The 23,001-nt window shown below is 68.8% G+C and carries 25 protein-coding genes; 8 read left to right on the top strand and 17 right to left on the bottom strand.

The annotated features are described in order from the left end of the window. The first annotated feature begins 33 nt into the window (after positions 1-33). Positions 34-936, top strand: a complete 903-nt coding sequence (locus ACH438_RS06320) for a sigma-70 family RNA polymerase sigma factor (protein ID WP_397001835.1) — start codon at positions 34-36, stop codon at positions 934-936. On the opposite strand, the gene ACH438_RS06315 is transcribed toward ACH438_RS06320, so the two are convergent. The 5 genes from ACH438_RS06315 to ACH438_RS06295 all read right to left on the bottom strand — a co-directional run bounded on the left by ACH438_RS06315 (position 926) and on the right by ACH438_RS06295 (position 4,735). Further along, complete coding sequence (locus ACH438_RS06315; RefSeq protein WP_397001833.1) at positions 926-1,450, bottom strand: hypothetical protein; 525 nt, start codon at positions 1,448-1,450, stop codon at positions 926-928. The genes ACH438_RS06320 and ACH438_RS06315 overlap by 11 nt on opposite strands. Before the next feature lie 166 nt (positions 1,451-1,616). Beyond that, a complete protein-coding gene (locus ACH438_RS06310) occupies positions 1,617-2,099 on the bottom strand; it encodes a hypothetical protein (protein WP_397001831.1) in 483 nt (160 codons plus the stop codon). Positions 2,100-2,240: 141 nt separating this feature from the next. Continuing rightward, the gene (locus tag ACH438_RS06305; protein ID WP_397001829.1) at positions 2,241-3,260 is read right to left on the bottom strand and encodes a zinc-binding dehydrogenase; all 1,020 of its coding nucleotides are present in this window, start codon (positions 3,258-3,260) and stop codon (positions 2,241-2,243) included. A 41-nt stretch (positions 3,261-3,301) separates the two neighbouring features. After that, positions 3,302-3,916: a TetR/AcrR family transcriptional regulator gene (locus ACH438_RS06300; RefSeq protein WP_397001827.1), complete on the bottom strand. Its 615-nt coding sequence runs from the start codon at positions 3,914-3,916 to the stop codon at positions 3,302-3,304. Between the two features lie 99 nt (positions 3,917-4,015). Then, positions 4,016-4,735, bottom strand: coding sequence for a DNA polymerase beta superfamily protein (locus tag ACH438_RS06295; protein ID WP_397001825.1), 720 nt, complete (start codon positions 4,733-4,735; stop codon positions 4,016-4,018). A 133-nt stretch (positions 4,736-4,868) separates the two neighbouring features. Between ACH438_RS06295 and mptB the strand changes: the two genes are divergently transcribed. The 3 genes from mptB to ACH438_RS06280 are packed head-to-tail and all read left to right on the top strand — an operon-like array spanning position 4,869 to position 8,250. Then, positions 4,869-6,542: a polyprenol phosphomannose-dependent alpha 1,6 mannosyltransferase MptB gene (gene mptB, locus ACH438_RS06290; RefSeq protein WP_397002316.1), complete on the top strand. Its 1,674-nt coding sequence runs from the start codon at positions 4,869-4,871 to the stop codon at positions 6,540-6,542. Next, the gene (locus ACH438_RS06285; protein WP_397001823.1) at positions 6,539-7,471 is read left to right on the top strand and encodes an ABC transporter ATP-binding protein; all 933 of its coding nucleotides are present in this window, start codon (positions 6,539-6,541) and stop codon (positions 7,469-7,471) included. Before mptB ends, ACH438_RS06285 begins: the two co-directional genes overlap by 4 nt. Next, the gene (locus ACH438_RS06280) at positions 7,468-8,250 is read left to right on the top strand and encodes an ABC transporter permease (protein ID WP_397001821.1); all 783 of its coding nucleotides are present in this window, start codon (positions 7,468-7,470) and stop codon (positions 8,248-8,250) included. The genes ACH438_RS06285 and ACH438_RS06280 overlap by 4 nt, the downstream gene beginning before the upstream one ends. Here ACH438_RS06280 and ACH438_RS06275 read toward each other — a convergent pair. Beyond that, positions 8,247-9,473, bottom strand: a complete 1,227-nt coding sequence (locus tag ACH438_RS06275) for an FAD-dependent monooxygenase (RefSeq protein ID WP_397001819.1) — start codon at positions 9,471-9,473, stop codon at positions 8,247-8,249. The two genes, ACH438_RS06280 and ACH438_RS06275, sit on opposite strands and share 4 nt — an antisense overlap. A gap of 194 nt (positions 9,474-9,667) precedes the next feature. On the opposite strand from ACH438_RS06275, the gene ACH438_RS06270 reads away from it, so the two are divergent. Then, positions 9,668-10,636: a heme A synthase gene (locus tag ACH438_RS06270; protein WP_397001817.1), complete on the top strand. Its 969-nt coding sequence runs from the start codon at positions 9,668-9,670 to the stop codon at positions 10,634-10,636. Positions 10,637-10,639: 3 nt separating this feature from the next. Here the strand turns inward: ACH438_RS06270 and ACH438_RS06265 are convergent, their stop codons facing one another. From ACH438_RS06265 to ACH438_RS06255, 3 genes are read right to left on the bottom strand one after another with little or no spacing between them, the layout of a single operon-like run. Further along, positions 10,640-11,512: a class I SAM-dependent methyltransferase gene (locus tag ACH438_RS06265; RefSeq protein ID WP_397001815.1), complete on the bottom strand. Its 873-nt coding sequence runs from the start codon at positions 11,510-11,512 to the stop codon at positions 10,640-10,642. Between the two features lie 56 nt (positions 11,513-11,568). Next, positions 11,569-12,189 (bottom strand): pentapeptide repeat-containing protein, encoded by a 621-nt coding sequence (locus ACH438_RS06260; protein WP_397001813.1) that lies wholly within the window; start codon positions 12,187-12,189, stop codon positions 11,569-11,571. A 21-nt stretch (positions 12,190-12,210) separates the two neighbouring features. Next, positions 12,211-13,173 (bottom strand): zinc-binding dehydrogenase, encoded by a 963-nt coding sequence (locus ACH438_RS06255; RefSeq protein ID WP_397001811.1) that lies wholly within the window; start codon positions 13,171-13,173, stop codon positions 12,211-12,213. A 93-nt stretch (positions 13,174-13,266) separates the two neighbouring features. On the opposite strand from ACH438_RS06255, the gene ACH438_RS06250 reads away from it, so the two are divergent. Both ACH438_RS06250 and ACH438_RS06245 read left to right on the top strand, forming a co-directional pair. Then, the gene (locus tag ACH438_RS06250) at positions 13,267-13,809 is read left to right on the top strand and encodes a TetR/AcrR family transcriptional regulator (RefSeq protein ID WP_397001809.1); all 543 of its coding nucleotides are present in this window, start codon (positions 13,267-13,269) and stop codon (positions 13,807-13,809) included. 64 nt (positions 13,810-13,873) lie between these two features. Continuing rightward, on the top strand, positions 13,874-14,332 hold the full coding sequence (locus tag ACH438_RS06245) for a MaoC family dehydratase (protein ID WP_397001807.1): 459 nt from the start codon (positions 13,874-13,876) through the stop codon (positions 14,330-14,332). A 15-nt stretch (positions 14,333-14,347) separates the two neighbouring features. On the opposite strand, the gene ACH438_RS06240 is transcribed toward ACH438_RS06245, so the two are convergent. Both ACH438_RS06240 and acpM read right to left on the bottom strand, forming a co-directional pair. Beyond that, the gene (locus ACH438_RS06240; protein ID WP_397001805.1) at positions 14,348-15,610 is read right to left on the bottom strand and encodes a KasA/KasB family beta-ketoacyl-ACP synthase; all 1,263 of its coding nucleotides are present in this window, start codon (positions 15,608-15,610) and stop codon (positions 14,348-14,350) included. Further along, the gene (gene acpM, locus ACH438_RS06235) at positions 15,607-15,912 is read right to left on the bottom strand and encodes a meromycolate extension acyl carrier protein AcpM (RefSeq protein ID WP_397001803.1); all 306 of its coding nucleotides are present in this window, start codon (positions 15,910-15,912) and stop codon (positions 15,607-15,609) included. The genes ACH438_RS06240 and acpM overlap by 4 nt, the downstream gene beginning before the upstream one ends. Positions 15,913-16,264: 352 nt before the next feature. On the opposite strand from acpM, the gene ACH438_RS06230 reads away from it, so the two are divergent. After that, the gene (locus ACH438_RS06230; RefSeq protein ID WP_397001801.1) at positions 16,265-16,897 is read left to right on the top strand and encodes a hypothetical protein; all 633 of its coding nucleotides are present in this window, start codon (positions 16,265-16,267) and stop codon (positions 16,895-16,897) included. A gap of 4 nt (positions 16,898-16,901) precedes the next feature. On the opposite strand, the gene ACH438_RS06225 is transcribed toward ACH438_RS06230, so the two are convergent. Genes ACH438_RS06225 through ACH438_RS06200 form a run of 6 tightly spaced genes read right to left on the bottom strand, consistent with a single transcriptional unit; the run spans position 16,902 to position 22,968 of the window. Next, a complete protein-coding gene (locus ACH438_RS06225) occupies positions 16,902-17,702 on the bottom strand; it encodes a transporter substrate-binding domain-containing protein (protein ID WP_397001799.1) in 801 nt (266 codons plus the stop codon). A 41-nt stretch (positions 17,703-17,743) separates the two neighbouring features. Further along, positions 17,744-18,526 carry a glucosamine-6-phosphate deaminase gene (gene nagB / locus ACH438_RS06220; protein ID WP_397001797.1) on the bottom strand — a complete coding sequence of 261 codons (783 nt, stop codon included), beginning with the start codon at positions 18,524-18,526 and terminating at the stop codon, positions 17,744-17,746. Beyond that, the gene (gene nagA, locus ACH438_RS06215; RefSeq protein WP_397001795.1) at positions 18,514-19,680 is read right to left on the bottom strand and encodes an N-acetylglucosamine-6-phosphate deacetylase; all 1,167 of its coding nucleotides are present in this window, start codon (positions 19,678-19,680) and stop codon (positions 18,514-18,516) included. Before nagA ends, nagB begins: the two co-directional genes overlap by 13 nt. Continuing rightward, complete coding sequence (ptsP, locus tag ACH438_RS06210) at positions 19,681-21,495, bottom strand: phosphoenolpyruvate--protein phosphotransferase (RefSeq protein ID WP_397001793.1); 1,815 nt, start codon at positions 21,493-21,495, stop codon at positions 19,681-19,683. Then, on the bottom strand, positions 21,485-21,748 hold the full coding sequence (locus ACH438_RS06205) for an HPr family phosphocarrier protein (RefSeq protein WP_397001791.1): 264 nt from the start codon (positions 21,746-21,748) through the stop codon (positions 21,485-21,487). The genes ptsP and ACH438_RS06205 overlap by 11 nt, the downstream gene beginning before the upstream one ends. Then, positions 21,745-22,968 carry a PTS transporter subunit EIIC gene (locus ACH438_RS06200; RefSeq protein ID WP_397001789.1) on the bottom strand — a complete coding sequence of 408 codons (1,224 nt, stop codon included), beginning with the start codon at positions 22,966-22,968 and terminating at the stop codon, positions 21,745-21,747. The genes ACH438_RS06205 and ACH438_RS06200 overlap by 4 nt, the downstream gene beginning before the upstream one ends. Positions 22,969-23,001: the final 33 nt, after the last annotated feature.

The following is a 23,001-nucleotide window of genomic DNA, read 5'->3' as shown; positions in this document are numbered from 1 at the left end:
CCGGGAGACGTCCGGCGGGCGCAAGATATGTCTGTGAGCAATCGGACGTTCCCGGCGGCCCGGTTCGAAGAGCATCGCCCGCGGCTGCGCGCGATAGCCTTCCGCATGCTCGGCGCCTCCGGCGAGGCCGAGGACGCCGTCCAGGAAACCTGGCTGCGATTGCATCGCGCCGACCCCACCGAGATCGAACGCCCCGACGCCTGGCTGACCACGGTCCTCTCCCGCATCTGCCTCGATATGCTCCGCAAACGCCAGGTCCGCCGCGAATACCCGCTCGGCGAGCAGGTACCGGACGTCTTTCCGGACCCCGCCGACGCCGGCCCCGAGGAGCTGGCCGTCCGCAACGAATCCTTGGAACGCGCCGTACTGGTCCTCCTGCATCGTCTTTCAGCCGCCGAACGCATCGCCTTCGTCCTGCACGACATGTTCCAGCTGCCCTTCGACGACATCGCGGCCGTCCTCGAACGCTCCCCCAATGCGGTGCGCCTGCTCGCCAGCCGCGCCCGCCACCGGGTGCTGGAGGATCCGGCCACCACCACCCCGCAGGCCCTGCGCGAAAGACGAATAGTCCGGGCCTTTCTCGCCGCTGCCCGCGCCGGCGACCTGGAAACCCTGCTCACCCTCCTCGATCCCGAGATCACCATTGCCGCCGACCGCTTCGCCACCCCGGCGGGCACGGCCATCACGATCAGCGGCGCCCGCACCGTCGGGCAGCAGGCCGTGGTGTTCGCCGCCCTCTCCGACTTCGGCGAACTCGTCGTGGTGGACGGCCTGCCCGGGGCACTCGTCGCGGCCGGACCGCATCCGCCCTCGATCATGGGTTTCGTGGTGCACGGCGATCTGATCACCCGCATCGACGTGATCGCCGACCCGGATTCCCTTGCCCGCCTGCATGTCACACTCCCGGCCGCGGCGCGGGATGGAGCTAGTAGGTGAGAGCGGGCGACTCGGCGTCGATACGGGTGAGGGTCTCTCGCAACGACTGATCGGCCGCCGATACCGCGTCCGATGTCCGGCCGGCCTCGGATTCGTCCGAGCATTCGTCGCCGGCGGCGAGCGCCTGGGTGATGAACTGCTGCCAGGACGGCTGGATCCGCGGGTCGGGAATTCGGAAGAAGGCGGCGGAATCCTGGGCAATGCCAACCAGTTCCGTGCACAACGCGTGGATGTCGGCATCGGGTGCCGATCGGTCCGACAAGTACGCATCCGATCGACTCAACAGGTCGTCACCGCCGACCAGCAGCCACGCCAGGACTTGCGCCGTACGGGTGCGCGGCGAAATCGGTGCCGGTGCGTCGGCCGTGATCGGCGCGGCGGCGGTCACCACCGTATTCGTATCGGACTGCCGCGCAACAAGTTCGATCCGGAATGTCTGACCGACCGCCGCCAGGGCCACCACCGCCGCGCTGATGGTCAGTGCGGCCCGGTCGTAGGGCAGCAGAGCCGCCACCACGAAGCACCGCCACAGCGCGACGGTCAGATAGGTGATGGTGACATTGCCGCGCCATACTGCCGCTGGTGACCAGGAGAAGGACGATCAGGAGCACGAAACGGATCGTCGTGCCCTGCGGTAACTCTCGCAGGCGCGGCACGCCCCGAGCTCTGAGCATTGCGGGTCAGCCCCGGACCGCGGCCGTTCCCCGGCTGTCCGACTCCTCCGGCGGCGCGTCGATTCGTGCCAGACGAACGGCGAGCGCGTCGGCCAGGGCGGTGGCTTGCTCCGGCGCCAATCCGCGTTCACCGGCCAGCGCCAGCACGGTCGGGCGCGTCAGCGCGATCTCCTCGGTGCTCATGGCGGGCAGCTCCGATGCCCGGGCGCCGCGGTGAAATATCTTGCGCAGCAGTATCTTCGACTCCTTGGTCACGCCGTCTCCGGCGGCGGCGCCGAGGCGTTTGGCGGCCTCTTCGACCGCCAGCCACACCACCGGCGTCGCCAGCGCCGCGGCCTCCTCGACGCCGAATCCGAGCGGATCGTGACCTTGCCGGCGCCGGCGGAAGCGGCGCGACACCGCGGCGTCGCCGAGCCCGGCCAGGCTGTCCACGAGTACCAGTTCCGACGGTGCGGCGGCCGCGATCGTCTCCCGGACGATCATTCGCACCGAGTTCGTTTGCCGGGCACCGCCGCCCGCACCGACGGCCGGAATGTCACTGCACATCGACTACCCCCCGATAGTCCGAAGATTCAATTCGGCTCGGAGCTTACGATACGAATCCGCCGGCCGCCCGCTATTAAATTCCGATCAGTTTGTCGCGACGAGTTTGACCGGACCTTCCAGGAGCGCGTCGATCGAATCCGCCAGCGGGACCGTGCGGGTGGTGACCGGCGACGGGTCGAAACGGCCGCCGGCCACCAGGTCGAGGACGTGCGGAATGGCAGGGCGGGCGTGGGCACGGCCGGTGTGGAAAGTACAGCAGCGGGAATACATTTCGAGCATGGGGAGGGCGGTGTCCTGCATCTGGACGCTGACGCTGGTGCACCAGCCGTCATTGGCGGTGGCGCGGATGGCGGCGATCAGGGCCTCGGGACCGCCCGCGGCTTCGACGACGATCGGGAAGCGGCCCACACGTTCGACAGGGGCGCCTTCTCGAGGTTCGGCGCCCAATTTGGCTGCGATGCTCAGCCTTTCGGGGTCGGTGTCGAGGTAGACGGTGCGGGAGGCGCCCAGGGCGACGGCCAAGCCGGCCGCGTAGAGGCTGATGGAAGGGGCGGCCGGGCCGCCCAGGATCAGGACTTCGGCGGCGGGGTAGGCCTGCAGTTGCGGGGCGACCGCGCGGTAGGCGTCGGGGATATTGTCACTGGCGCTGGCCACGGCGACGGGGTCGACGCCGTCCGGGAGTTTGACCAGCATGGCGTCGGCGTGCGGGATGCGGGCCAGGTCGGCCCACAGGCCACCCCAGTCCAGGCCGCCGAGCGGGCCGAGGCCGAAACTGGACATCAGGGGGTGGGCGGCGCAGTTGCCGGTATTGCCGCGCAGGCAGGGTCCGCATGCGCCGCAGGAGATCTGGAAGGGGACGACGACCTTGTCGCCCGGCCGCACGGTGCGGACCTCCTCTCCCACGGCGACCACCTCGGCTACGCCCTCGTGGCCGAAGGGATAGGGGCCCGCCAGCGGGAACCGGCCCTGCAGCACTGCGGGGTCGAGGTCACAGGTGGCCAGGGCCACCGGGCGGACCAGGGCCTGGGCGGGCGTATCGAGGGTGGGTTCGGGGGTGTCTTCCCAGCGCAGCGCGCCGGGACCGTCCAGCATGAGTCGCTTCATTACTCCATAGTCGCTAGAACGTTCTTTCTAGACAAGCCCTTCTACGATGAATTCTGCTCGGCGGCAGCGGGTTCCACCTGGCCCGCGGCGGCTTCGGCGAGGCTGAGCCGGATCAGCCGGGCCATCGCGGCGGCGACGGTGTACAGCGGCTCGTCCGTGCGGCGCACCCGCGCGAGCAGGGTCGCGCCCTCGTAGGCCGCCACCACGGTGGTGGCCAGCTCGTACGCCTCCCCCTCCGGCAGGCCCATATCCGCCAAGAGTTCGGCGAAGCCCTGCCCCATGGCGTCGAACGCCGAAACACAGGCGGTACGGACCGATTCGACATCGCTGCCGCCGTCGAGCGCGGGCGTGCCCACCGGACAGCCCTCGGTCCATTCGGAGGCAGTGAGTTTCGCCGCCATGAAATCGAACAGACTTGCCGCCGTGCCGAACACGTCCGCGGGAGCCTGCCGGATCATGCGCCCCACCAGCACCCCCGTGCCCGCGATCGCGGAAACCGCGATCTCCTCCTTCCCACCCGGAAAGTGGTGATAGATCGAGCCGTACGGGAGACCCGCCGCCTCGCTCAGCTTCTTCAGGCCGAAACCGTGATAGCCGTGACGGGCGAGCAACCCGGCCGCGGCCACCTCGATTCGCCGTTTCGAATCGGACACCATTCATCCAGAGTATGAGCGGGGTACGACAGCGGCAGCGCGAATCGGCCATGCCCGGCAGATGAGAGGCTCAATACGATTGCCCCGTACGCCGTTTCACGCTCAGCGAACCGGCGTGGGCAGCGGCTCCAGGTGCGCGCGGCGGACCCGCTGCAGGAAATCCTCCAGCGGCGCCTCGTCGGCCTGCTCCGGCAGCACGGTGCGCGCGGTGTCGAATTTCGTTTCGTACTCGGCGATCAGCGCCCGTGCCGTCCGCGCCTCCGGATCCTCCTTGATGCGCCGCCCGAACTCGAAGTACCGGTCCGGATCCGGGACGCGGATCGGCAGCACGCCGGTGGTGTAGAGCTCATAGCCCTGCCACAGCAGCCGCATGGTGTGCCGGGCGTGCTTCTCGCGCCGCGTCTCCAGCGAACCCTGGAAGCGGCCGCGATCCACCAGCCGGTGGAACTGCGAAGTGGCATAACCGAAGAACGAGTCCCGCACCAGCCGCGCCGACAGGAAGCAGCCGCGCAGACCGATCAGCTCGTGGCCGAAATCCGTGGCGGCCGTATAGGTATCGAGCCACAGGATCTCCGAGGCGGTCGGATTACACTTCAGCATGAGCCCCATGGCCTTGCCGAGCTCGTGATACGTGGCGTCCGCTCCCCCGCGGCCCTGCCGGGTCGCATGCTCGCGCGCGGGCGGATGCAGGCCGAGCAGAGCGCTGGTCGGCTGCACGTAGATACCGGCGTAGTCGAGGTCGCTGACGGGGGTGTTCAGACCGTAGGCGGTCGAACCCACGACGCCTTCGAGGAGCAGATCGGTCATGGACGAGTCGGACATCGGTCCACAGTGCCGCATCGGGGGCCGCCGGGCCCAGCGATTTTCACCCGCCCGGCGGGGTACGCGCGGTTATGGCCACCGCGATGAGGGTCATCGGCACCGGGCCCGACTACGCTTCGGCAATGTGGCGGTAATGGAAGGCGCGCGGCGCGGAGTAATGGAGATAGGACGCCGGGCCCTGGGCCTGGACGTCCCGGCCGCCGACCACACCGTCGCCGTCCTGCACAGTGTAGATACCGACCGGCCTGGACTCGACCGGCGAGAAACCCTGCAGCTGATGCGGATCCGCCTGCTCGGCGCGACCGGCGTGGTCATCATGGCCATTTCCGCGCTCGGCGTGGGCGCGCAGCCCGTGCACCAGAACCCCACCTCCGGACTGCGGGTCCTCGGATTCTTCGCCCGCGCGCACACTTCCACGCTTGCCATGTGCCTGATCGGCACCGTGCTGGTGATCATGGCCTGGCTGCTGCTGGGCCGCTTCGCCGTCGGCGGCCTGGGCGGGAATCCGCAGCACCGGCTCAGCCGCTCGCAGATGGACCGCACGCTGCTGCTCTGGATCATCCCGCTCAGCGTCGCACCGCCCATGTTCAGCAACGACGTGTACTCCTATCTCGCGCAGAGCGAGATCGCGGCCCGCGGGCTCGACCCGTACCAGGTCGGACCGGTCGAGGGCCTCGGGCTCAGCAATGTGCTGACCAACAATGTGCCCAATATCTGGCGGGACACGCCCGCGCCCTACGGGCCGCTGTTCCTGTGGATGGGCCGCGGCATCGCGGAACTGACCGGGGACAACATCATTGTCGGCGTGTGGCTGCACCGGCTGCTCGCGCTGGCCGGCGTGGCGCTGATCGTATGGGCGCTGCCGCGGCTCTCGCGCCGCTGCGGGGTCGCGCCGGTGAGCGCCTTGTGGCTGGGCGCGGCCAATCCGCTGGTGCTGTTCCACCTGATCGGCGGCGTCCACAATGACGCGCTCATGCTGGGACTCATGCTCGCGGGCGTGGAGCTGTGCCTGCGCGCGCTGGAGGATTTCCCGAGCTTCGATCGGAAAGCCTGGGCGCTGCTCGTATTCGGCGCGGTGGTCATCACGCTGTCCTCCTCCATCAAGATCACCTCGATCATCGCGCTCGGCTTCATCGGCATGGCGCTGGCGCGGCGCTGGGGCAACGGTTTACGCGGAATACTCTGCGCCGCGGGCATACTCGGGGCGATAGCGATGGCCACCACCTTGTTCGTCAGTACCGCGAGCGGACTCGGATTCGGGTGGGTGAACACCCTCAATACCGCCAGTGCGGTGCGCAGCTATCTGTCGCTGCCCACGGCGATCGGGATCATCACCGGATTCGGCGGCGTCCTGCTCGGGCTCGGCGATCACACCACCGCCCTGCTCGACATCACCCGGCCGCTGGCCGAAGTGGTGGCGGCGCTGATCATTCTGCGCATGCTCATCGCCACCTGGACCGGGCGCCTGCATCCGGTCGGCGCGATGGGCGTCGGGCTCGGGGCACTGGTGCTGCTGTTCCCGGTCGTGCAGCCCTGGTATCTGCTGTGGGCGATCGTGCCGCTGGCGGCCTGGGCCAACCGGCCCGCGTTCCGGGTGCCGGCCGTGGTCATCTCGGTGGTCGTGAGCGTGCTGGTGATGCCGCGCGGCGCGGATTTCTATGTCTTCCAGATCGTCGAATCCGCCATCGCCACCGTGATCGTCGGGCTGCTGTTCATGTTCCTCACCCGAAATGTGCTCCCGTGGCGCAAACAGCCGGGGGTGTCGGCTCGGTCACAACGGGCCACGCCTTACGGTGTGTCTTCGTGACCGCAGCATCCGCACCCGCCGTACGCGTCGACGGCGTCGTGAAACGCTACGGCGAGATCACCGCGGTCGACGGCATCAGCTTCGAGATCGAACGCGCGCAGGTGCTCGCACTGCTCGGCCCCAATGGCGCCGGCAAGACCACCACCACCGAGATGTGCGAGGGCTTCGTCGCCCCCGACACCGGTCGCGTGCGGGTGCTGGGCCTGGACCCGGTCGCCGATTCCGACGCTCTCCGCCCGCGCATCGGCGTCATGCTGCAGGGCGGCGGCGCCTACCCGGGGTCGAAGGCCGGGGAGATGCTGGATCTCGTCGCCTCCTACTCCGCCGATCCGCTCGATCCGGCCTGGCTGCTCGACACTCTCGGTCTGAAGGACGCGCGCAAGACCCCGTACCGGCGGCTCTCCGGCGGGCAGCAGCAGCGGCTCGCGCTGGCGTGCGCGCTGGTCGGACGGCCCGAGATCGTGTTCCTCGACGAGCCGACCGCCGGATTGGACGCACAGGCCCGGCATCTGGTGTGGGAGCTCATCGACGCGCTGCGCCGCGACGGGGTCAGCGTGCTGCTCACCACGCACATGATGGACGAGGCCGAACAGCTCGCCGACCAGCTGGTCATCATCGACCACGGCCGGGTGGTGGCCCAGGGCACCCCGAGCGAGGTCACCTCGCAGGGCGCCGAGGGCCGGCTGGCCTTCACCGCGCCACCCAATCTCGACCTGACACTGCTGGAAGCCGCGCTGCCCGAAGGCTTCGCGCCCAGGGAGAACACGCCCGGCCAGTACCTGCTGCAGGGCGACATCACCCCGCAGGTGCTCTCCACCGTGACCTCCTGGTGCGTGCGAATCGACGTGCTGCCCAGCGATATCCGCATCGACCAGCGCAGACTGGAAGACGTGTTCCTCGAACTCACCGGACGGGAGCTACGCGGGTGACCGAGACGCTCAACCGATTCGCCACCGGCACCTTCGCGCCCGCGCCACGGCCCACCACCCGGGCCAGGATGCTGGCCGCGCAGACCCGCATGGAACTGATCCTGTTGCTGCGCAACGGCGAACAGCTGCTGCTCACCATGTTCATTCCGATCACACTGCTGATCGGGCTGACCCTGCTGCCCGTCAGCGGGCTGGGCGAGCATCGGGTGAACCGGGTGGTGCCGGCGGTCATGATGGTGGCCATCATGTCCACCGCGTTCACCGGGCAGGCCATCGCGGTGGGCTTCGACCGGCGGTACGGGGCGTTGAAACGCCTTGGCGCGACACCGCTTCCGCGCTGGGGCATCGTGGCGGGCAAGTGCGCCGCCGTACTCATCGTGGTGGTGTTGCAGTCGGTGCTGCTGGGCGCCATCGGCGTCGCGCTGGGCTGGCGGCCCTCGCTGACCGGGCTGCTGCTGGGCGCGGTCGTGATCGCGCTGGGCACCGCCACTTTCGCGGCGCTGGGACTGCTGCTGGGCGGGACCTTGAAAGCCGAAGTCGTGCTGGCGCTGGCGAACATTCTGTGGTTCATCATGCTCGGCACCGCCAGCCTCGTCTTCATGTCCAATGATGTGCCGCATGCGGTGAGCCTCATTGCCCGGATCATCCCCTCGGGTGCGCTGTCGGAATGCCTGGATCGGGCCATGCACAACAGCATCGATTGGTACGGGCTCGCGGTGCTCGCGGGCTGGGGCGGGCTCGGCGGCTGGCTCGCCACCCGGTTCTTCCGATTCGATTAACCCTGCTGTGCGCGCACGGTTTCGTCCCAGTCGATGACGAAGCGGTGCACCGGGCCGAACATCTTCTCGGCCTGCAGGAAGGTGCGCGTGGCGATCGGCATGACCAGGCCCATCATGGCCTTGGCCACCGGGCCGGAGGTCTTGCCGTTGTTGGTCTTCGCGGCATTGTCGGAAATGTCCTCCACGCGTGGGCGGCGCAGTCCCTCGTAGGTGGCGAAAGCTGCGGTGGGATCGGCGATATCGCGCAGGCAGCGGGCCAGTTCTATGGCCGATTCGATGGCCAGTGAGGCGCCCTGCCCGGAGCTGGACGAGGGGGCGTGCACGGCGTCGCCGACCAGTACCACCCGGCCGCGGTGCCAGGTGCGCACGTGCGGCATGCGCTCCATCGGGCCGGTGACGATCATCTTGTTCACGCTGGTCTGCGCAAACAGCGATTCGCCCGGCCGGTCGCCGATGTGGGCGGCGCGCAGCTTGTTCAGCCATTCCTGCGGCGGCACGGCCTTGGCCTCGGCGAGGGTCATGGGCTCGGCCTGCGGGAAGTTGCTGAAGAAGACCTTGCTGCCGTCGGGCTGACGCCAGTAGCCGTAGAAGGCGCGCTTGCCGAAGGCGAAGTGCATGGCGTCGATATCGCCCTGGCCGCCGTCGGAAAGGTTTCCCTCGCTGTCGAATTCGCCGAAGCCGAAGCTCATCAGGCCGGTGTATTCGGGCTCGGGAGCCTGCGGGTCGATGAGCCCGCGCACGGTGGAGTGGATGCCGTCGGCGCCGATGAGGATGTCGGCGGTGGCGGTGGTGCCGTCGGCGAAGCGGGCGCGGACGCCGGTCGCGGACTGTTCGAGATCGACCAGGCGCTTGCCGTGCTCGATGGTGATGCCGCCGGCCACGGCGTGATCGTGCAGCACCCGGAACAGGTCCGCGCGCAGCAGGGTGCAGCTCGGGGGCAGGCCGGGCAGGGTGTCGACCCGCATGAGCTGCTTCCCGCTCCCGGCCTCCATGACCATGCTGTGCAGCGGATGCCCGACGGCCTGTACGAGCTTGTCCGCGCCGATGATCTCCAGTGCCGCAAGGCCGTTGGGGGCGACCGTGAGCATGGCGCCCGCCTGGGTCGCGCTGCTGTCGTAAGCCTCGTACACCGTCGCCTGGATGCCCGCCTTCTGCAGGGCCAGTGCGGTGACGGGTCCGGCGATGCCGCCGCCGATCACGAGTGCCGTCCGAATGCCGTTCATGGTCTTCGCCTTTCGAGGAGGTTCGATCGAGTTCTCGACCGCGCACTCATAGTATTCATGAAACTAGTTTCTTGGCAACTAGTTCTTGGAACACCATGGCTCGTGCCGCGCATCACGACGGCGGGAGAATGAATAACGACACGACGTAGTAGGCCGGGTGACAGCGCGATTCACGCTCCCGTTACCATCTACGGGTGCTGAATCGCGCCTTCCAGCGACTTGCCGACCTGTTCCCGATGCCCTCCCTGCGGGTGCAGCGCATCATCGCCTTCCTGGTGGTCCTCTCCCAGGCGGGTATTTCGGTGACCGGCGCCATCGTGCGCGTCACCTCCTCGGGACTGGGTTGCCCCACCTGGCCGCAGTGCTTCCCCGGCAGCTTCACGCCGACCACCGTGGCCGAGGTGCCCGTCATCCATCAGGCCGTCGAATTCAGCAATCGCATGCTGACTTTCGTGGTCGTCGCGGCCGCGGCCGCGGTCGTGCTGGCGGTCACCCGGACCCGGCGGCGGCGCGAGGTGCTCGTCTACGCGTGGCTCATGCCGGGCGGCACCGTGCTGCAGGCCGTGATCGGCGGCATCACCGTGCGCACCGGACTGCTGTGGTGGACGGTGTCGGTGCACCTACTGGTGTCCATGCTCATGGTGTGGCTGGCCGTGCTGTTGTGGGCCGAGATCGGCGAACCGGACGAGGGCATCGACACCGTGCGCGCGCCCGCGCCGCTGCGGTTGCTCACCGGGCTGAGCGGGGTGGCGCTCACCGCGACCCTCGTCGCGGGCACCATGGTCACCGGCGCGGGCCCGCACGCCGGGGACAAGAGCGCCGAGAAGCCGGTCGAGCGTCTGCAGGTCGCGATCACCACGCTGGTGCACGCGCACGCCGAAATGGTCGTCGCCTATGTCGCGTTGCTGGTCGGCCTGGCCTGCGGGCTGGCCGCCGTGGGTATGAGCGGCACCATTCGCAAGCGGCTGATCATCGTCATCGCACTGGTTCTGGCGCAGGGTCTCGTGGGCATCGTGCAGTACTTCACCCATGTCCCGGCCGCATTGGTGGCCGTGCACGTGGGTGGCGCGGCCGCCTGCACCGCCGCCACCGCCGCGCTGTGGGCGGCCATGCGCACGCGGGAACCGGTGCCCGCCAACGTTTCCGAACCGATCCCGGCCTGAGCCTCAGGAGCGGTCGGCGACGACGATCCGGCCGCTGCCCAGGAAGGCGGCGCGATTGCCGTCCACCCCGGCCTCGGTCGCGACCGTGAGCAGGTTCCGGTCACTGGTCGCGGTGAAACCGCGCTCCCGCAGGACCGCGGCCAGCCGTTCGGGAGTCCAGCTGGAGCGCTGGGGTTCTCGTGCCATGGGGCTGGTGCGGCCGCTCACCGAGAGCAGGACGTCCATGGCCTTGCGGCCGTAGTGGTACACCAGGTTCGGGGTCGGGTAGGTGATGATCAACCGGCTGCCGGGCGCGCTGCGCCGGGCGATCTCGGCGATCGTCGCGGCGACCTCGCCGGAGGTCAGGTAGGGCACCACGCCCTCCCAGATCCAGGTGGTGGGTCGCGTTTCGTCGTGACCGGCTGCGGCGAGCGCGGCGCCGAGCACGTCCTTGCCGAAGTCCACCGGCACGAAGCGCACCGCGGTGAGGGCGGTCCGCTCCCCCATGCGTACGTGCTTGACCGCTTGCGAGGCAGGATGATCCACCTCGAACACGGTGACCTCGGCGAGTTCCGGCATGCGCCACGCCCGCGCGTCGAGGCCCGCACCGAGAATCACCAGTTGCGGGGCGCCGCGCTCGCGCACCGCGTCGTCGATGGCCACCGTGCGCGCGGCGAGCACTTCCGCTGTGGTGGACAACATTTCGTATTCCATGCGCGGGCCGAACGATTTCGGCCGCGCACCGGCGCGCACCTCGTCGACCAGTCGCTGTTCATCCGGTTCGAGTAGTTGCAGCGCAATGGGATCGGAGAACCGACCCACCGCCATCCGTCCATCCGCCACGGCGCGGGCCTGGCACACCAGCACCGCCGTCCGACTTGCCTCGCGTTCGGCCATGACCCCCAGTATGAGCGCGACGATCTCCGCGCGCCCGCCGTGCGGAGATCGAGGTTTCAGGCCGGCAGGACCTTCACACCCAGGCTGGTCGCGAGGACGATGGCCTGATGCTGGTCGACGATCGCGCGGCTGATCGTGGTGACCAGCGGATCGAGCGCGGAGATATCGCTGCCGCGCAGGTCCGCGTCGCTGAAATCGGCCTTGCTGAGCCACGCTCCGGATAGGTCGACGTCCCGGAAGCTGGCCTTGGCGCAGCGCGTGAAGGTGAAGTCGGCCTCGCGCATGCGCAGCTCGCTGAAGGAGGTGCCGCGCAGGTCGGCGCCCGGGAAGCCGGTGAACGACCAGTCGCCGCCGGTGGCCTTCAGCAGCGAATACGTGCAGCGGTCGAACATGCTGCCGGTGAGCTTGCACGCGGTGAACTCCGCCTCGAAGAACTGGCAGGCGGTGAAGGTGCAGTTCAGGAAGGCGGTATTGGTGTGCGAGGACTGGTTGAAGCTCACGTTCCGGAAGGCGCATTCGGTGAAAACCGCATTCCGCGTGACGCTTTCGCTCATGTCGACATCGAGGAATTCGACGCGTGTGTGCTTCTCGTCGACGAGTTCCCGTTGGTACCAGTCCCCGCCCCGAATCGTGCTCTCGGTCGGTGGCGCCTGCTCGCCATCTCTTCGATCAGCCACGGCACATCCCGGCATCCGATGTCATGCGGTCACCGTAGAGCAACCCTCCGACAAGTCCGGGTCCGAAGCGATTGCGAGGACGGCCTTCCCGCGCAACCGGCCGTGCGCCATCTCCTCCAGCAAGCGCGGGGTGTGACTCCAATCGTGGCGGTGGCCGATCTCCACCCGCAGCCGGCCGTCGGCGACCAGGGCGAACAGGCCCTCCAGGTCCCGGCCGGCGTGCGGGTTGTCGCCGAAGACGAACTGCCGCAGCGTCAGGGCCTGTCCCGCGCCGAGTACCTCGAAGAAGTCCAGGTGCAGCGGCTGTCCACTGGCCTGCCCGAACCACAGCAGCAGTCCGCCGGGCCGCAGCTTGCGCACGGCGGCCGAGCCCAGCGGACCGCCGACCGACTCCAGCACCAGGTCGGCGGATGCGTCCGGCACCTCGGCGAGGTCGTGGATCACTTCCGCGCCGGTCACGGTGAGGTGCTCGGCGGGTTGGTCCGGTTCGACGATCGCGATCACCCTCGCACCGGCGGCAATGGCGAGCTGGGTCACGAATTGCCCGACGCCGCCGCCCATTCCGGTCCCCAGCACCGTCGCCCCCGCGAGCGGTCCGGCCGCCTGTATTAGTTGTGCGGCAACCAGACCCGAGAGCGGTATCGCCGCCGCCGTGGCCGCGGGCACCGCATCGGGGATGCGTGCGAGCCGGTCCGCGGGCACCGCAGCGAATTCCGCCGCCGCGCCGCCGGACGGCAGGTGAAAGGCCACGCGCGTACCGGGTTCGGGCCCGCTGCCGTCGGCGGCCGCGGCGGTCACGATACCGGCGGCATCGACGCCCGGCCGGAATCCGGTTGTGCCGCTGCGCAGATACAGCAGATCCGCCCGGTTCAGCGAGAACTCGGTGACCTGGACGAGGGCCTCGTGGCCGCCGGGCTCCGGAACGTCGATGTCCTCGATCTCGGTGAGGTCGCCGGGGCGGTGAGCGGGAACCAGTGCACGCATAGGTGATCATCCTCCACAAAACGGTAGTGCTGCTACCGTTTCAACCTACAACACAAAACGGTAGTATTGCTACCGTTTCCTCCCGGAGGTGTGATGACCGAGCCCACCCGCGCACCGCGCAAGGATCAGCTACGCAATCGCCGCAAGCTGCTCGACGCCGCCCGTGCCGCCTTCACCGAGCAGGGCGCCGAGGTCGGCATCGAGGCCATCGCCCGGCGCGCGGGCGTCGGCGCGACCACCTTCTACCGGCACTTCCCCACCAAGGAAGCGATCGTCGAGCAACTGCTCGCCGAATTGACCGAGGGCGCACGCGAAGTCGCCGACCGCGCCGCCGCCATGCCCGACGACCGGCAGGCCTTCACCACCGTCTTCACCGAGGGCTGCGTGCTCGACCCCGCGGACCTGCGCCTGTTCGACGTCCTGTGCCGCACCGGAACCGCCGCGGCCGCACAGGGCCGGCGCGCCACCGTGGACCTCATCGCCCCGGTCGCGCACCGGGCACAGCGGGCGGGCCTGCTACGCGAGGATGTGACCGTCGACGATATCGCCGCGTTCATGCGCATGGCCGACTCCGCGGACACGCCCGAGCAGCGCCGTCTCGCCCACACCATCCTGCTGGCCGGTCTGGCACCGTGATTCGGTGGTGGGGCCCGATCCCGGCGAATAGTGTCGTCCTGCAACCGAAATGAAGTGAGGCATCATGAATACCTTCAGCAGCCTCGACGAGCTGAGCAAGCACGTCGGCGAAGTCCTCGGCGTCAGCGACTGGATCACCATCGAACAGGACCGCATCGACACCTTCGCCGGGGCGACCGAGGACCGGCAGTGGATCCACGTCGATCCCGAGCGCGCCGCGGAGGGGCCCTTCGGCGCGACCATCGCGCACGGGTATCTGACCCTGTCCATGCTGGCGCACTTCTCGTGGGATCAGTTCCAGCTCGAGGGCGCCAAGATGGCCGTCAACTACGGCCTCAACAAGGTCCGCTTCCCGTCGCCGGTCACCGTCGGATCCCGCGTGCGCGCGTCGGGCCGCCTCGACTCGATCCGCGAATTGCCCGAGGGCTGGGTGGAATTGACGGTCACGCAGACCGTCGAGATCGAAGGCGCCCCCAAACCGGCGTGTGTCGCCGAAACCGTGAGCCGAGTCCTCTGGTCCTGAGGGCGAATTCGGAGGTCAGTAGCGGCCGAAGGCCAGGGCTACGTTGTGGCCGCCGAAGGCGAAGCAGTTGTTGATGGCGTAGTCGATCGCCTGGTGGCGGGCGGCGCCGTGGACTACGTCGAGGTCGATTTCCGGGTCCTGGTTGTCCAAGTTGAGGGTGGGCGGGACGATTCCGTCGCGGATGGCGAGGATGGTCAGGACGGATTCGAGGGCGCCGACCGCACCGATCGAGTGGCCCAGCGCCGATTTGGGGGCGTAGACCGAGGCGTGGGCGATGCCGGCTTTGCGGATCGCGTTCGCTTCGGAGAGGTCGCCGATCGGGGTGGCGGTGGCGTGGGCGTTGACATGGGTGATGTCGGCGGTGGACAGCCCGGCGGTGTGGAGGGCGCGCTGGATGGCACGGGCCGCGCCGGCGCCTTCCGGATCCGAGGCGACCAGGTGGTAGCCGTCGGAGGTGACGCCCGCACCCAGGACGCGGGCGATGATGGTGGCGCCGCGGGCCTTGGCGTGGGCCTCGGTTTCGAGGGTCAGCAGAGCTCCGGCCTCGCCGAACACGAAACCGTCGCGGTCTCGGTCGAAGGGGCGGGAGGCGGCCTTGGGGTTGTCATTGCGGGTGGACATGGCACGCATCATGGAGAAGGCCGCGATGGGGACCGCGTCGATGTAGCCTTCGACACCGCCGGCGACGACCATGTCGGCGTCGCCCATGATGATCATGCGCCAGGCGGCGGCGATGGCTTCGGCGCCGGAGGAGCACGCCGAAACCGGCGTCAGCACACCGGCTTTCGCGCCGAGTTCCAGTCCGACCACCGCGGCGGGGCCGTTCGGCATGATCATCTGCACGGCCAGCGGTGAGATCTTGCGGTAGCCCGCGGCCTTCAGCTTCTCGTCCGCGTCGACGAGGGCGTCGACGCCGCCGACGCCGGTGCCGATGGCGACGCCGAGGCGCAGCGGATCGATCTCGGGAGCCCCGGCGTTCTGCCACACCTGCCGGCCGAGTACGAGCGCGAGGCGTTCGATATAGGCCATGCGGCGGATCTCGACCCGGGTGAGCAGGCTGTCCGGCGATACCTTCAGGTGCCCGCCGATGTGGACGGGCAGCTGGTACTTCTCGACGAAGTTGTCGCCGAGCAGCTCGATTCCGCTCTCCCCGGCGAGCAGCCCCTGCCAAGTCGCCTCGACGTCGCCCGCGAGCGAGGTGGTCGCCGCGAGGGCGGTGACCACGACATCGGGGAAGGTCCCGTCGGCGCTGAAGGGATTGGTGGCGGCCGGGCTCACTCGTGGTGGCCTTCCTGGTTCTTCGCCTCGAGTTCCGCGGCGAGTTCGGGGTGTTCGGCTTCCATCTTCTGGACGTAGGCGACCGCGTCGCCGACGGTGCGCAGCCCGGTGAGGTCCTCGTCGGGGATCTTGACGCTGTACTTGTCCTCGAGTTGCACGGCGATCTCCACCAGGGACAGCGAATCGATGTCGAGGTCCTCGACGAAGGCCTTCTCGATCGTCACCTCGGCGGCGTCGATGCCGGTCACTTCCTCGACGATCTCGGCGATTCCGGCGACGATCGTTTCCTGTGAAGTGGTCACAAAGCTCCCCTTGTTCCGACCGAAATGGTCTGTGGTGCAGGGAATTTCACCAGCCCTGCCGTCGTCAAACGTAGCCATGGGGATACCGCCGGGTAAGTGGCAGCGGCCGACAACCTTTGACCCCGATCTTGTGGGAAACCTCCAATGGTCTTGTAGCGCGAGATATCCGATCGTGATGTCCCCTACGTCTGTGACCAGCGTCGTTGCCAGATGGCCGGAATGTCTGGAGTATCGAGGGTGATCGACCGAGGTTGTTCGAGGAGTGTCGGGGTAGGGCTGTCGGGTGCGTGCGCGCCGAGACCCATGGAGTGCCACCGGGGTTCGCGCTTGTCACCGGAAAGGGATCGAAAAAATGACGGACAGCATGATTGACATTCCCACCGCCCGCCTGCGGATTGCGCAGCCGGTGCAGGGACCGCCGCCGCAGGCGTGGCAGGGACCCGTACCGAATCTGGTGCACAGCCGCGGCCAGGGCCCGGCGCAGGGCCCGAACCGGCAGGGCCCGAGCGCACAGGGGCCGGTGCCGAATCAAGGGCACGTGCCGAGCGGCTCGAGTGCCGCGGCGGCCATCTGGCGCGAGGCGAAAACCGTTCTGGTGACCCGGGTCACCGGCCCGCAGCAGTTGAAAACGGTGCCGCGGTTGGTGATTCCGGTCGGCGATACCCAACTCGCCTTCCGCACCTCGTCGTATTCGGTGGAGGCGGAGGAGCTGGCACAGGACGGCCGAGTACTGGTACAGCCCGGCGATTGGCGCGGTAATCCCTCGGTCGGCTCCCATCAGAAGGCGGGCCGGGCGCAGCTGGTGACGGCGGGCACGCTACTACCCCACGTGCACACCGAGATCGAGGCCAAGTACCGGTGGCGGCTGTCGTTCGCCCGTGCGGCCCACCGCATGTCCAACGGCTCGACGCCGTACGGCGATATCGTGGTGCTGGTGACAGTGTTCGAACCGGGCCCGATGGCCCTCATGCCGCCGCGCGGTTAGCGGGTCAGCCGATCCAATCTTTCAGCAGCTGGGTGGTTCGGCCGCTGCGGATCTGGAGTTCCAGCCACCCGTTCACCACGGTGTCGAAGGCGGTGTCGCCGCGCGGCAGCAGGTAGGCCTTGGTCGCGGAGTCGAAGGGCCGGTCCGGGTGCAGCACCTGCAGGTCCGGGTGGGTGCGCTGCCGGTACCGTCCCTCGATGGAATCGGTCACGAACACATCGGCATTGCCCTGTTCCAGCTGGTCGTAGATGGTGAGATTGTCCGGCCACACCGTGATCCGCGCATTCGGGAAGTTGGCGCGCGCGAACTTCTCGTTGGTGCCACCGGGATTCACGATGACCCGCACGCCCGGCTGGTCGATCTCGTCGATGGTGCCGAACGCGTCGCCGGAACTGCGGCGCGTGACCGGTGTCTTGCCGTCGGTGGTGAGCGCGACCGAATAGTCGGCCACCTGACGGCGGTCGGCGGTATCGGAGATCCCGCCGACCGCGATATCGCACTTGGCCGGGAAATCCGTGGTCAGCGTGCCCCACGTCGTCGGAACCCATTGCGGCACAGCGTGCAGGACCGTGGCCAGGTCGGTGGCGAGGGTGATGTCGACGCCCTGGTAGCCGCCGTCCGCGCCGCGCAGGGTGTAGGGCGGGTAGTCCCCCGTCGTGCACACCCGCAGCACTCCCGACTGCGGCACACTCAGCAATCGTGAGGGCGCCGCGTCCGCGGCGGCGGGACCGGTCGATGCGGCGGCGATCAGCCCGCCGACGAGCATCGTGTTCAGAATCGGCCACAGCCGCAGCGGTTTGCGCACGCGCCCCAGATTACTCGAGAGCCGCAACCGGCTCGAGAGCGTCAGAAACTCTGCCAGGACGGCTTGTTCGCCACCGCGAAGCGGTAGTACTCGACGGCCTGCAGTTTCGCGGCCGCCTCCGGGTCCACGATCACCGTGACGTGCGGGTGCATCTGCAGGATCGAGGCGGGGCAGAACGCGGACACCGGGCCTTCGACGGCCGCGGCCACCGCATCGGCCTTGCCGCTGCCGGTGGCGACCATGAGCAGATGATCAGCATCGCTGATGGTGCCGAGCCCCTGCGTGAGCACGTGCGTGGGCACCTGCGACAGGTCGTCCTCGAAGAACCGCGCATTGTCCGCACGGGTCTTCGGAGTCAGCGTCTTCACGCGGGTGCGGGAGCGCAGCGAGGACCCGGGCTCGTTGAACCCGATGTGCCCGTTGGCCCCGATCCCCAGGATCTGCACCGACACCGGTCCGTTCTTGGCGATGCCGCGCTCGTATTCGGCGGCGGCGGCCGGAATGTCGGTGGCATTGCCGTCCGGGCTGTGCACCGAGGCATCGTCGAAGTCCACGTGCGAGGTGAATTCGTCGCGGATGAACTGCCGGTAGGACTGCGGATGACCCACGGGCAGCCCGATGTACTCGTCGAGCAGATACGCCTGCACCCCGGCGAAACTCAGGCCCTCGTCGCGGTACTGCCGGATGAGTTCGCGGTAGGCCCCCAGCGGTGAGGAGCCGGTGGCCAGGCCGATGGCGCGGGCGCCGCGGCGCACATGGTCGGCCATGATGCGCCCGGCCAGCACACCGGCTTCGGCCGCATTGTCGGTGATCACGAGTTCCATGGGCGTCCGTCCTTGTACACGGTGATTGGGGTGAGCAGGGGGTTGGTGACGAGCACGTCGGCCTGCATACCGGCCTGCAGGGCGCCGACGCGATCGGCGAGCCCGAGCAGGCGGGCGGGAGTGGCGGCGGCGGCCGTGGCGGCGGCGGTGAGCGGCACCCCGGCGTGGAAGACGGTGCGGCGCAGCACGTCCGCGGCCGTCGCGGTGCCGCCCGCGATGGCGCCCTCGCCGTGCGGGTCGTAGAGCCGGGATACGCCGTCCTTCACCACGACATCCAAACTACCGAGCTGGTAGCGGCCGTCGGGTTCGCCGGCGGCGGCCATGGCATCGGTGATGAGCGCGAGGTTGTCGGGGCCGATGGTGTCGAACACCATGCGCACGGTGCCGTCGGCGAGATGCACGCCGTCACCGATCACCTCGGCCACCACGTCACCCCGCCCGGCGGCGGCCATGGCGGCGGTGAGGAAGTTGGCGTCGCGGTGCGCGAGTTCGGGCATGGCATTGAACAGGTGGGTGATGGAGACCCGCCGGCCGCGCCGGATGGCGTGTACCGAATGCTCGTAGCCGGCGACCGTATGCCCCAGCGACAGCACCACATTCGCGTCCGCGAGCACGTCGGCGAGTTCGTCGAAACGCTCGGTCTCCGGTGCGATGGTGACCGAGACGATCCGGCCGCCGGCGTGGTCGATGAGCCGTTCCAGCATGGCCGGGTCACCGGGTACGATGCGGTCCGGATTGTGGGCGCCGCGCCGATGTTCGCTGATGAACGGGCCTTCGAGGTGGATGCCCGCGAGCAGGCCGTCGTCGATGGCCTTGCCGAGGATGTCGATGCGTTCGCGCAGTTCGGTTTCCGTGGCCGAGACCAGGGACGCCACCAGGGTGGTGGTGCCGCGGCCGCGATGGAAGTTCGCGGCCGCGAGCACGCCGTCGGCGTCGGTTTCGGGAAAGCCGTATCCGCCGCCGCCGTGGCAGTGCACATCGATGAGGCCGGGCAGCACGATGGCCGGCTCGTCCGCGGGTTCGGGCAGGTCACCGCCGAATTCCGCGGCCGGGCCGACATAGTCGAGTCGCGGGCCGTCGAACGACACCACACCGTCGGCGAGTTCGCCCGCCTCGGTGAGAGTGACGACCCGGCCGCGCAGTGTCGTCCTCACCTATATCGCCCCGAGTGCGGTGCGGGCCGCCGTGGCGGCATCCTCGGCAGTGCGGGCGGAAAGGACCGCCGCGGCCGCGGCTTTGCATTGCTCCAGCGTCACGGCGGCGAGCTGCGCGCGGACCCCGGCCAATGACCGGGGCGCCATGGACAGCGTTTCGACGCCGAGACCGACCAGCACACAGGCGAATTCGGGATTCGATGCCGATTCGCCGCAGACGCCGACCTTCACGCCGTGCTTGTTCGCGCCCGCGACCACCATGGCGATGGTGGCCGCCAGGGCGGGCTGCCACGGATTGTGCAGCGGCGCCAGGCTCGAGGACATGCGGTCCGCGCCGAACAGGTACTGCGACAGGTCGTTGGTGCCGATGGAGAAGAAGTCCACCTCGGCGCCGAGCTGCTCGGAACGGATTGCGGCAGCGGGTATTTCGACCATGATGCCGCGGGAATCGATACCGGCCGCCGCGGCCTCGGCGGCGAAGTACCCCGCCTCCTCCGCGGTGGCGACCATGGGCGCCATCACCTTCACCGTGGCCCCGGTGGCCTTGCGCGCGGCCTCGATCGCTCCGAGCTGATCGAGCAGCGTCCCCTCATCGACGTTGCTCAATCGCAGTCCGCGGATGCCCAGGGCCGGGTTCTCTTCCGCCGGCAGGTTCAGGAACGGCAGCGGCTTGTCCGAGCCCGCATCGAGGGTGCGGACGGTGACGGGCCGGTCGCCCATGATGCGGAAGATTTCGGCGTACTGGTCCGTCTGCTCGGCCACGGTGGGCGCCGACTTGCGGTCCAGGAAAAGGAATTCCGTGCGGAACAGGCCCACACCCTCGGCGCCGAGATCGACGGCGAGTTGCGCGTCGGCAGCGCTGCCCACGTTGGCCAGCAGCGGCACCGCGTGCCCGTCGGAGGTGCGGCCGGGCCCGGTGGGGGCGTCGGCCTGGCGCGCGCGGGCGGCGCGGACTTCCTCGCGGCGCGGTGCGCTCGGGTCGAGTTCGACCGTGCCCGCGGTACCGTCGAGCACCACCTCGGCGCCCTCCGCGATCCCGGCCGCGCCCGGGCAGGCCACCACGGCCGGAATGCCCAGGGCCTTGGCCAGAATCGCGGTGTGCGAGGTCGGTCCACCGGCCACGGTGAGCAGGCCGACGACCTGCTCCGGATCCAGCGTCGCGGTGTCCGCGGGCGCGAGATCCTGGGCAGCGAGCACGAAAGGTGTTGCGCTGTCGGGGATTCCGGGCGGGTCCACGCCGAGCAGTTCGGCCACCACGCGCTGACCGACGTCGCGCAGGTCGGAGGCGCGTTCGGCCATCATGCCGCCGAGCGCGGCCAGCTGTTCACCGAAGTGCCCGACCGCCAGCGTCACCGCATGCGCCGTGGGCTGACCGGATCCGATGCCCGAGCGCACCTGATCCAGCAGCGCCGGATCCCCGGCCAGGGCCGAGGTCATGAACAGGATGTCGGCGGCCGGGCCCTTCGCCTCCAGCGCCTGGGCGGAATAGCGCCCGGACACGGTCTCGAAAGCCTTTTCGGCGCGGGCGATCTCGGCGTCGACGTCGGTGCCGGGCGCATCGTCGGCGCTGGTGACCGGCGCGGACGCCAGCCACTTCACCGGCCCGACAGCCAAGCCCGGGGCGGCAGCAACGCCCCGGATCACCCCGGCCGCCTTGCTCCCACCGACATCCTCGGCGTCACCGGTGCTCGCGCTCTGGCCGACATCTCGGGTATCGCCGACTCCGGTGCTCTGGCCGACGATCTGGCTGCGACCGGCCGCCTGGGTATTGCCGGCGCCGCTGGTATCAGCGGCGCCGCCTTTCTCACCCGTCAAGATCGGTCTCCAGCATCCCGGCCAGCTTGTCCAGCGCCGCGTCGGCGCCGTCCTCGGCGTGCAGGGTGACGGTGTCGCCCTGCTTGACGCCGAGGGTCATGACCTGCAGCATGCTGTTGGCGGCGACGGGATCCTTGCCGTCCTTCGAGATCTGCACGGGCACACCGGCTGCACCGGCGGCCTTCACGAAAAGCGCGGCGGGCCGGGCGTGCAGCCCGCTCTTGGACGCAACGACAGCGGTGCGCGTGATCATTGGGCGATGTTCTCCTTTTCGGTTTCGGCCTCGTCGTCTTCACGGCCGGGGGTGCGCAGGTTCCAGCGCTTGATGATGAAGCTGAAGGTGACGTAGTACAGCGCCGCGTAGCCCAGGCCGATGGGGATGAGCAGCAGCGGATGGGTGGCCTTGCCGAAGTTCAGCAGGAAGTCGATGCCGCCCGCGGAGAAGTTGAATCCGTCGTGGATGCCGAGCCAATTGCACAGCGCCAGTGAGGTTCCGGTGAAGATCGCGTGGATCAGCAGCAGCGGCCAGGCCACGAAGATGAACGAGAACTCCAGCGGCTCGGTGATACCGGTGACGAAGGAGGTCAGCGCGGTCGAGAGCATGATGCCGCCGACCAGTTTCTTGTTCTCCGGCTTGGCGGTACGCCAGATGGCCAGGGCCGCGGCGGGCAGGCCGAACATCATGATCGGGAAGAAGCCGGTCATGAAGGTGCCCGCGTGCGGATCGCCCGCCAGGAAGCGCGGGATATCGCCGTGCACGCCGTGGTAGTCGCCGATGGTGAACCAGACCACCAGGTTGATGATGTGGTGCAGGCCCAGCGGCAGCAGCAGCCGGTTGACGAATCCGAAGATGCCACCACCCACGACGGCATTGTCGGCGACGGTATTGCCGAGCCAGGTCAGGCCGGAGTGGAAGGCGGGGTAGATGAACGACATGAGCACGCCGATGACCACGGCCGCGCAGGCGGTCAGGATGGGCACCAGGCGGCGGCCGGCGAAGAAGCCGAGATAGTCCGGCAATTGGGTGCGGTGATACCGCTGCCACAGGATCGCGGCGGTGAGGCCCATGACGATGCCGCCGAGGACGCCGAAGTCCACCAGTTCCTGTGCGCCCTTGGTGTCGGTCTTGCCCGAAAGCACCACCGGCGACATGGCTTTGAGCACGCCGTTGAAGGCGAGGTATCCGACGACCGCCGCGAGCGCGGTGGAGCCGTCGGCCTTCTTGGCCCAGCCGATGGCGATGCCGACCGCGAACAGCAGGGGGAGGTTGTCGATGAGTGCGCCGCCCGCGCCGGCGAGGACGGCGGCGACAGTCTTCAGGGCCGACCAGCGGCCCAGCATGTCGTCTTGTCCGAGCCGTAGCAACAGGCCGGCAGCGGGTAGCGTGGCGATCGGCAGCATCAGGCTGCGGCCGAGTTTCTGCAGTCCGGATAGATCGAGCTTCTTGCGAACGCTCTGGGCGGCATCGGCCATGGCGGTGGTCCTCGGTCTGTGAATAGGGTCACG

It is taken from the genome of Nocardia sp. NPDC020380 (assembly GCF_044386975.1).
Classification (GTDB): domain Bacteria; phylum Actinomycetota; class Actinomycetes; order Mycobacteriales; family Mycobacteriaceae; genus Nocardia.
This window is presented reverse-complemented; position numbering and strand designations above follow the sequence as displayed.

Excerpts from the sequence above, each read along its gene's own strand:
- ACH438_RS06305 (WP_397001829.1), bottom strand. The coding sequence starts at position 3,260 with ATGAAGCGACTCATGCTGGACGGTCCCGGCGCGCTGCGCTGGGAAGAC.
- ACH438_RS06300 (WP_397001827.1), bottom strand. The coding sequence starts at position 3,916 with ATGGTGTCCGATTCGAAACGGCGAATCGAGGTGGCCGCGGCCGGGTTG.
- ACH438_RS06295 (WP_397001825.1), bottom strand. The coding sequence starts at position 4,735 with ATGTCCGACTCGTCCATGACCGATCTGCTCCTCGAAGGCGTCGTGGGT.
- mptB (WP_397002316.1), top strand. The coding sequence starts at position 4,869 with ATGGAAGGCGCGCGGCGCGGAGTAATGGAGATAGGACGCCGGGCCCTG.
- ACH438_RS06275 (WP_397001819.1), bottom strand. The coding sequence starts at position 9,473 with ATGAACGGCATTCGGACGGCACTCGTGATCGGCGGCGGCATCGCCGGA.
- ACH438_RS06265 (WP_397001815.1), bottom strand. The coding sequence starts at position 11,512 with ATGGCCGAACGCGAGGCAAGTCGGACGGCGGTGCTGGTGTGCCAGGCC.
- ACH438_RS06255 (WP_397001811.1), bottom strand. The coding sequence starts at position 13,173 with ATGCGTGCACTGGTTCCCGCTCACCGCCCCGGCGACCTCACCGAGATC.
- ACH438_RS06250 (WP_397001809.1), top strand. The coding sequence starts at position 13,267 with ATGACCGAGCCCACCCGCGCACCGCGCAAGGATCAGCTACGCAATCGC.
- ACH438_RS06245 (WP_397001807.1), top strand. The coding sequence starts at position 13,874 with ATGAATACCTTCAGCAGCCTCGACGAGCTGAGCAAGCACGTCGGCGAA.
- ACH438_RS06230 (WP_397001801.1), top strand. The coding sequence starts at position 16,265 with ATGACGGACAGCATGATTGACATTCCCACCGCCCGCCTGCGGATTGCG.
- nagB (WP_397001797.1), bottom strand. The coding sequence starts at position 18,526 with ATGGAACTCGTGATCACCGACAATGCGGCCGAAGCCGGTGTGCTGGCC.
- ACH438_RS06205 (WP_397001791.1), bottom strand. The coding sequence starts at position 21,748 with ATGATCACGCGCACCGCTGTCGTTGCGTCCAAGAGCGGGCTGCACGCC.
- ACH438_RS06200 (WP_397001789.1), bottom strand. The coding sequence starts at position 22,968 with ATGGCCGATGCCGCCCAGAGCGTTCGCAAGAAGCTCGATCTATCCGGA.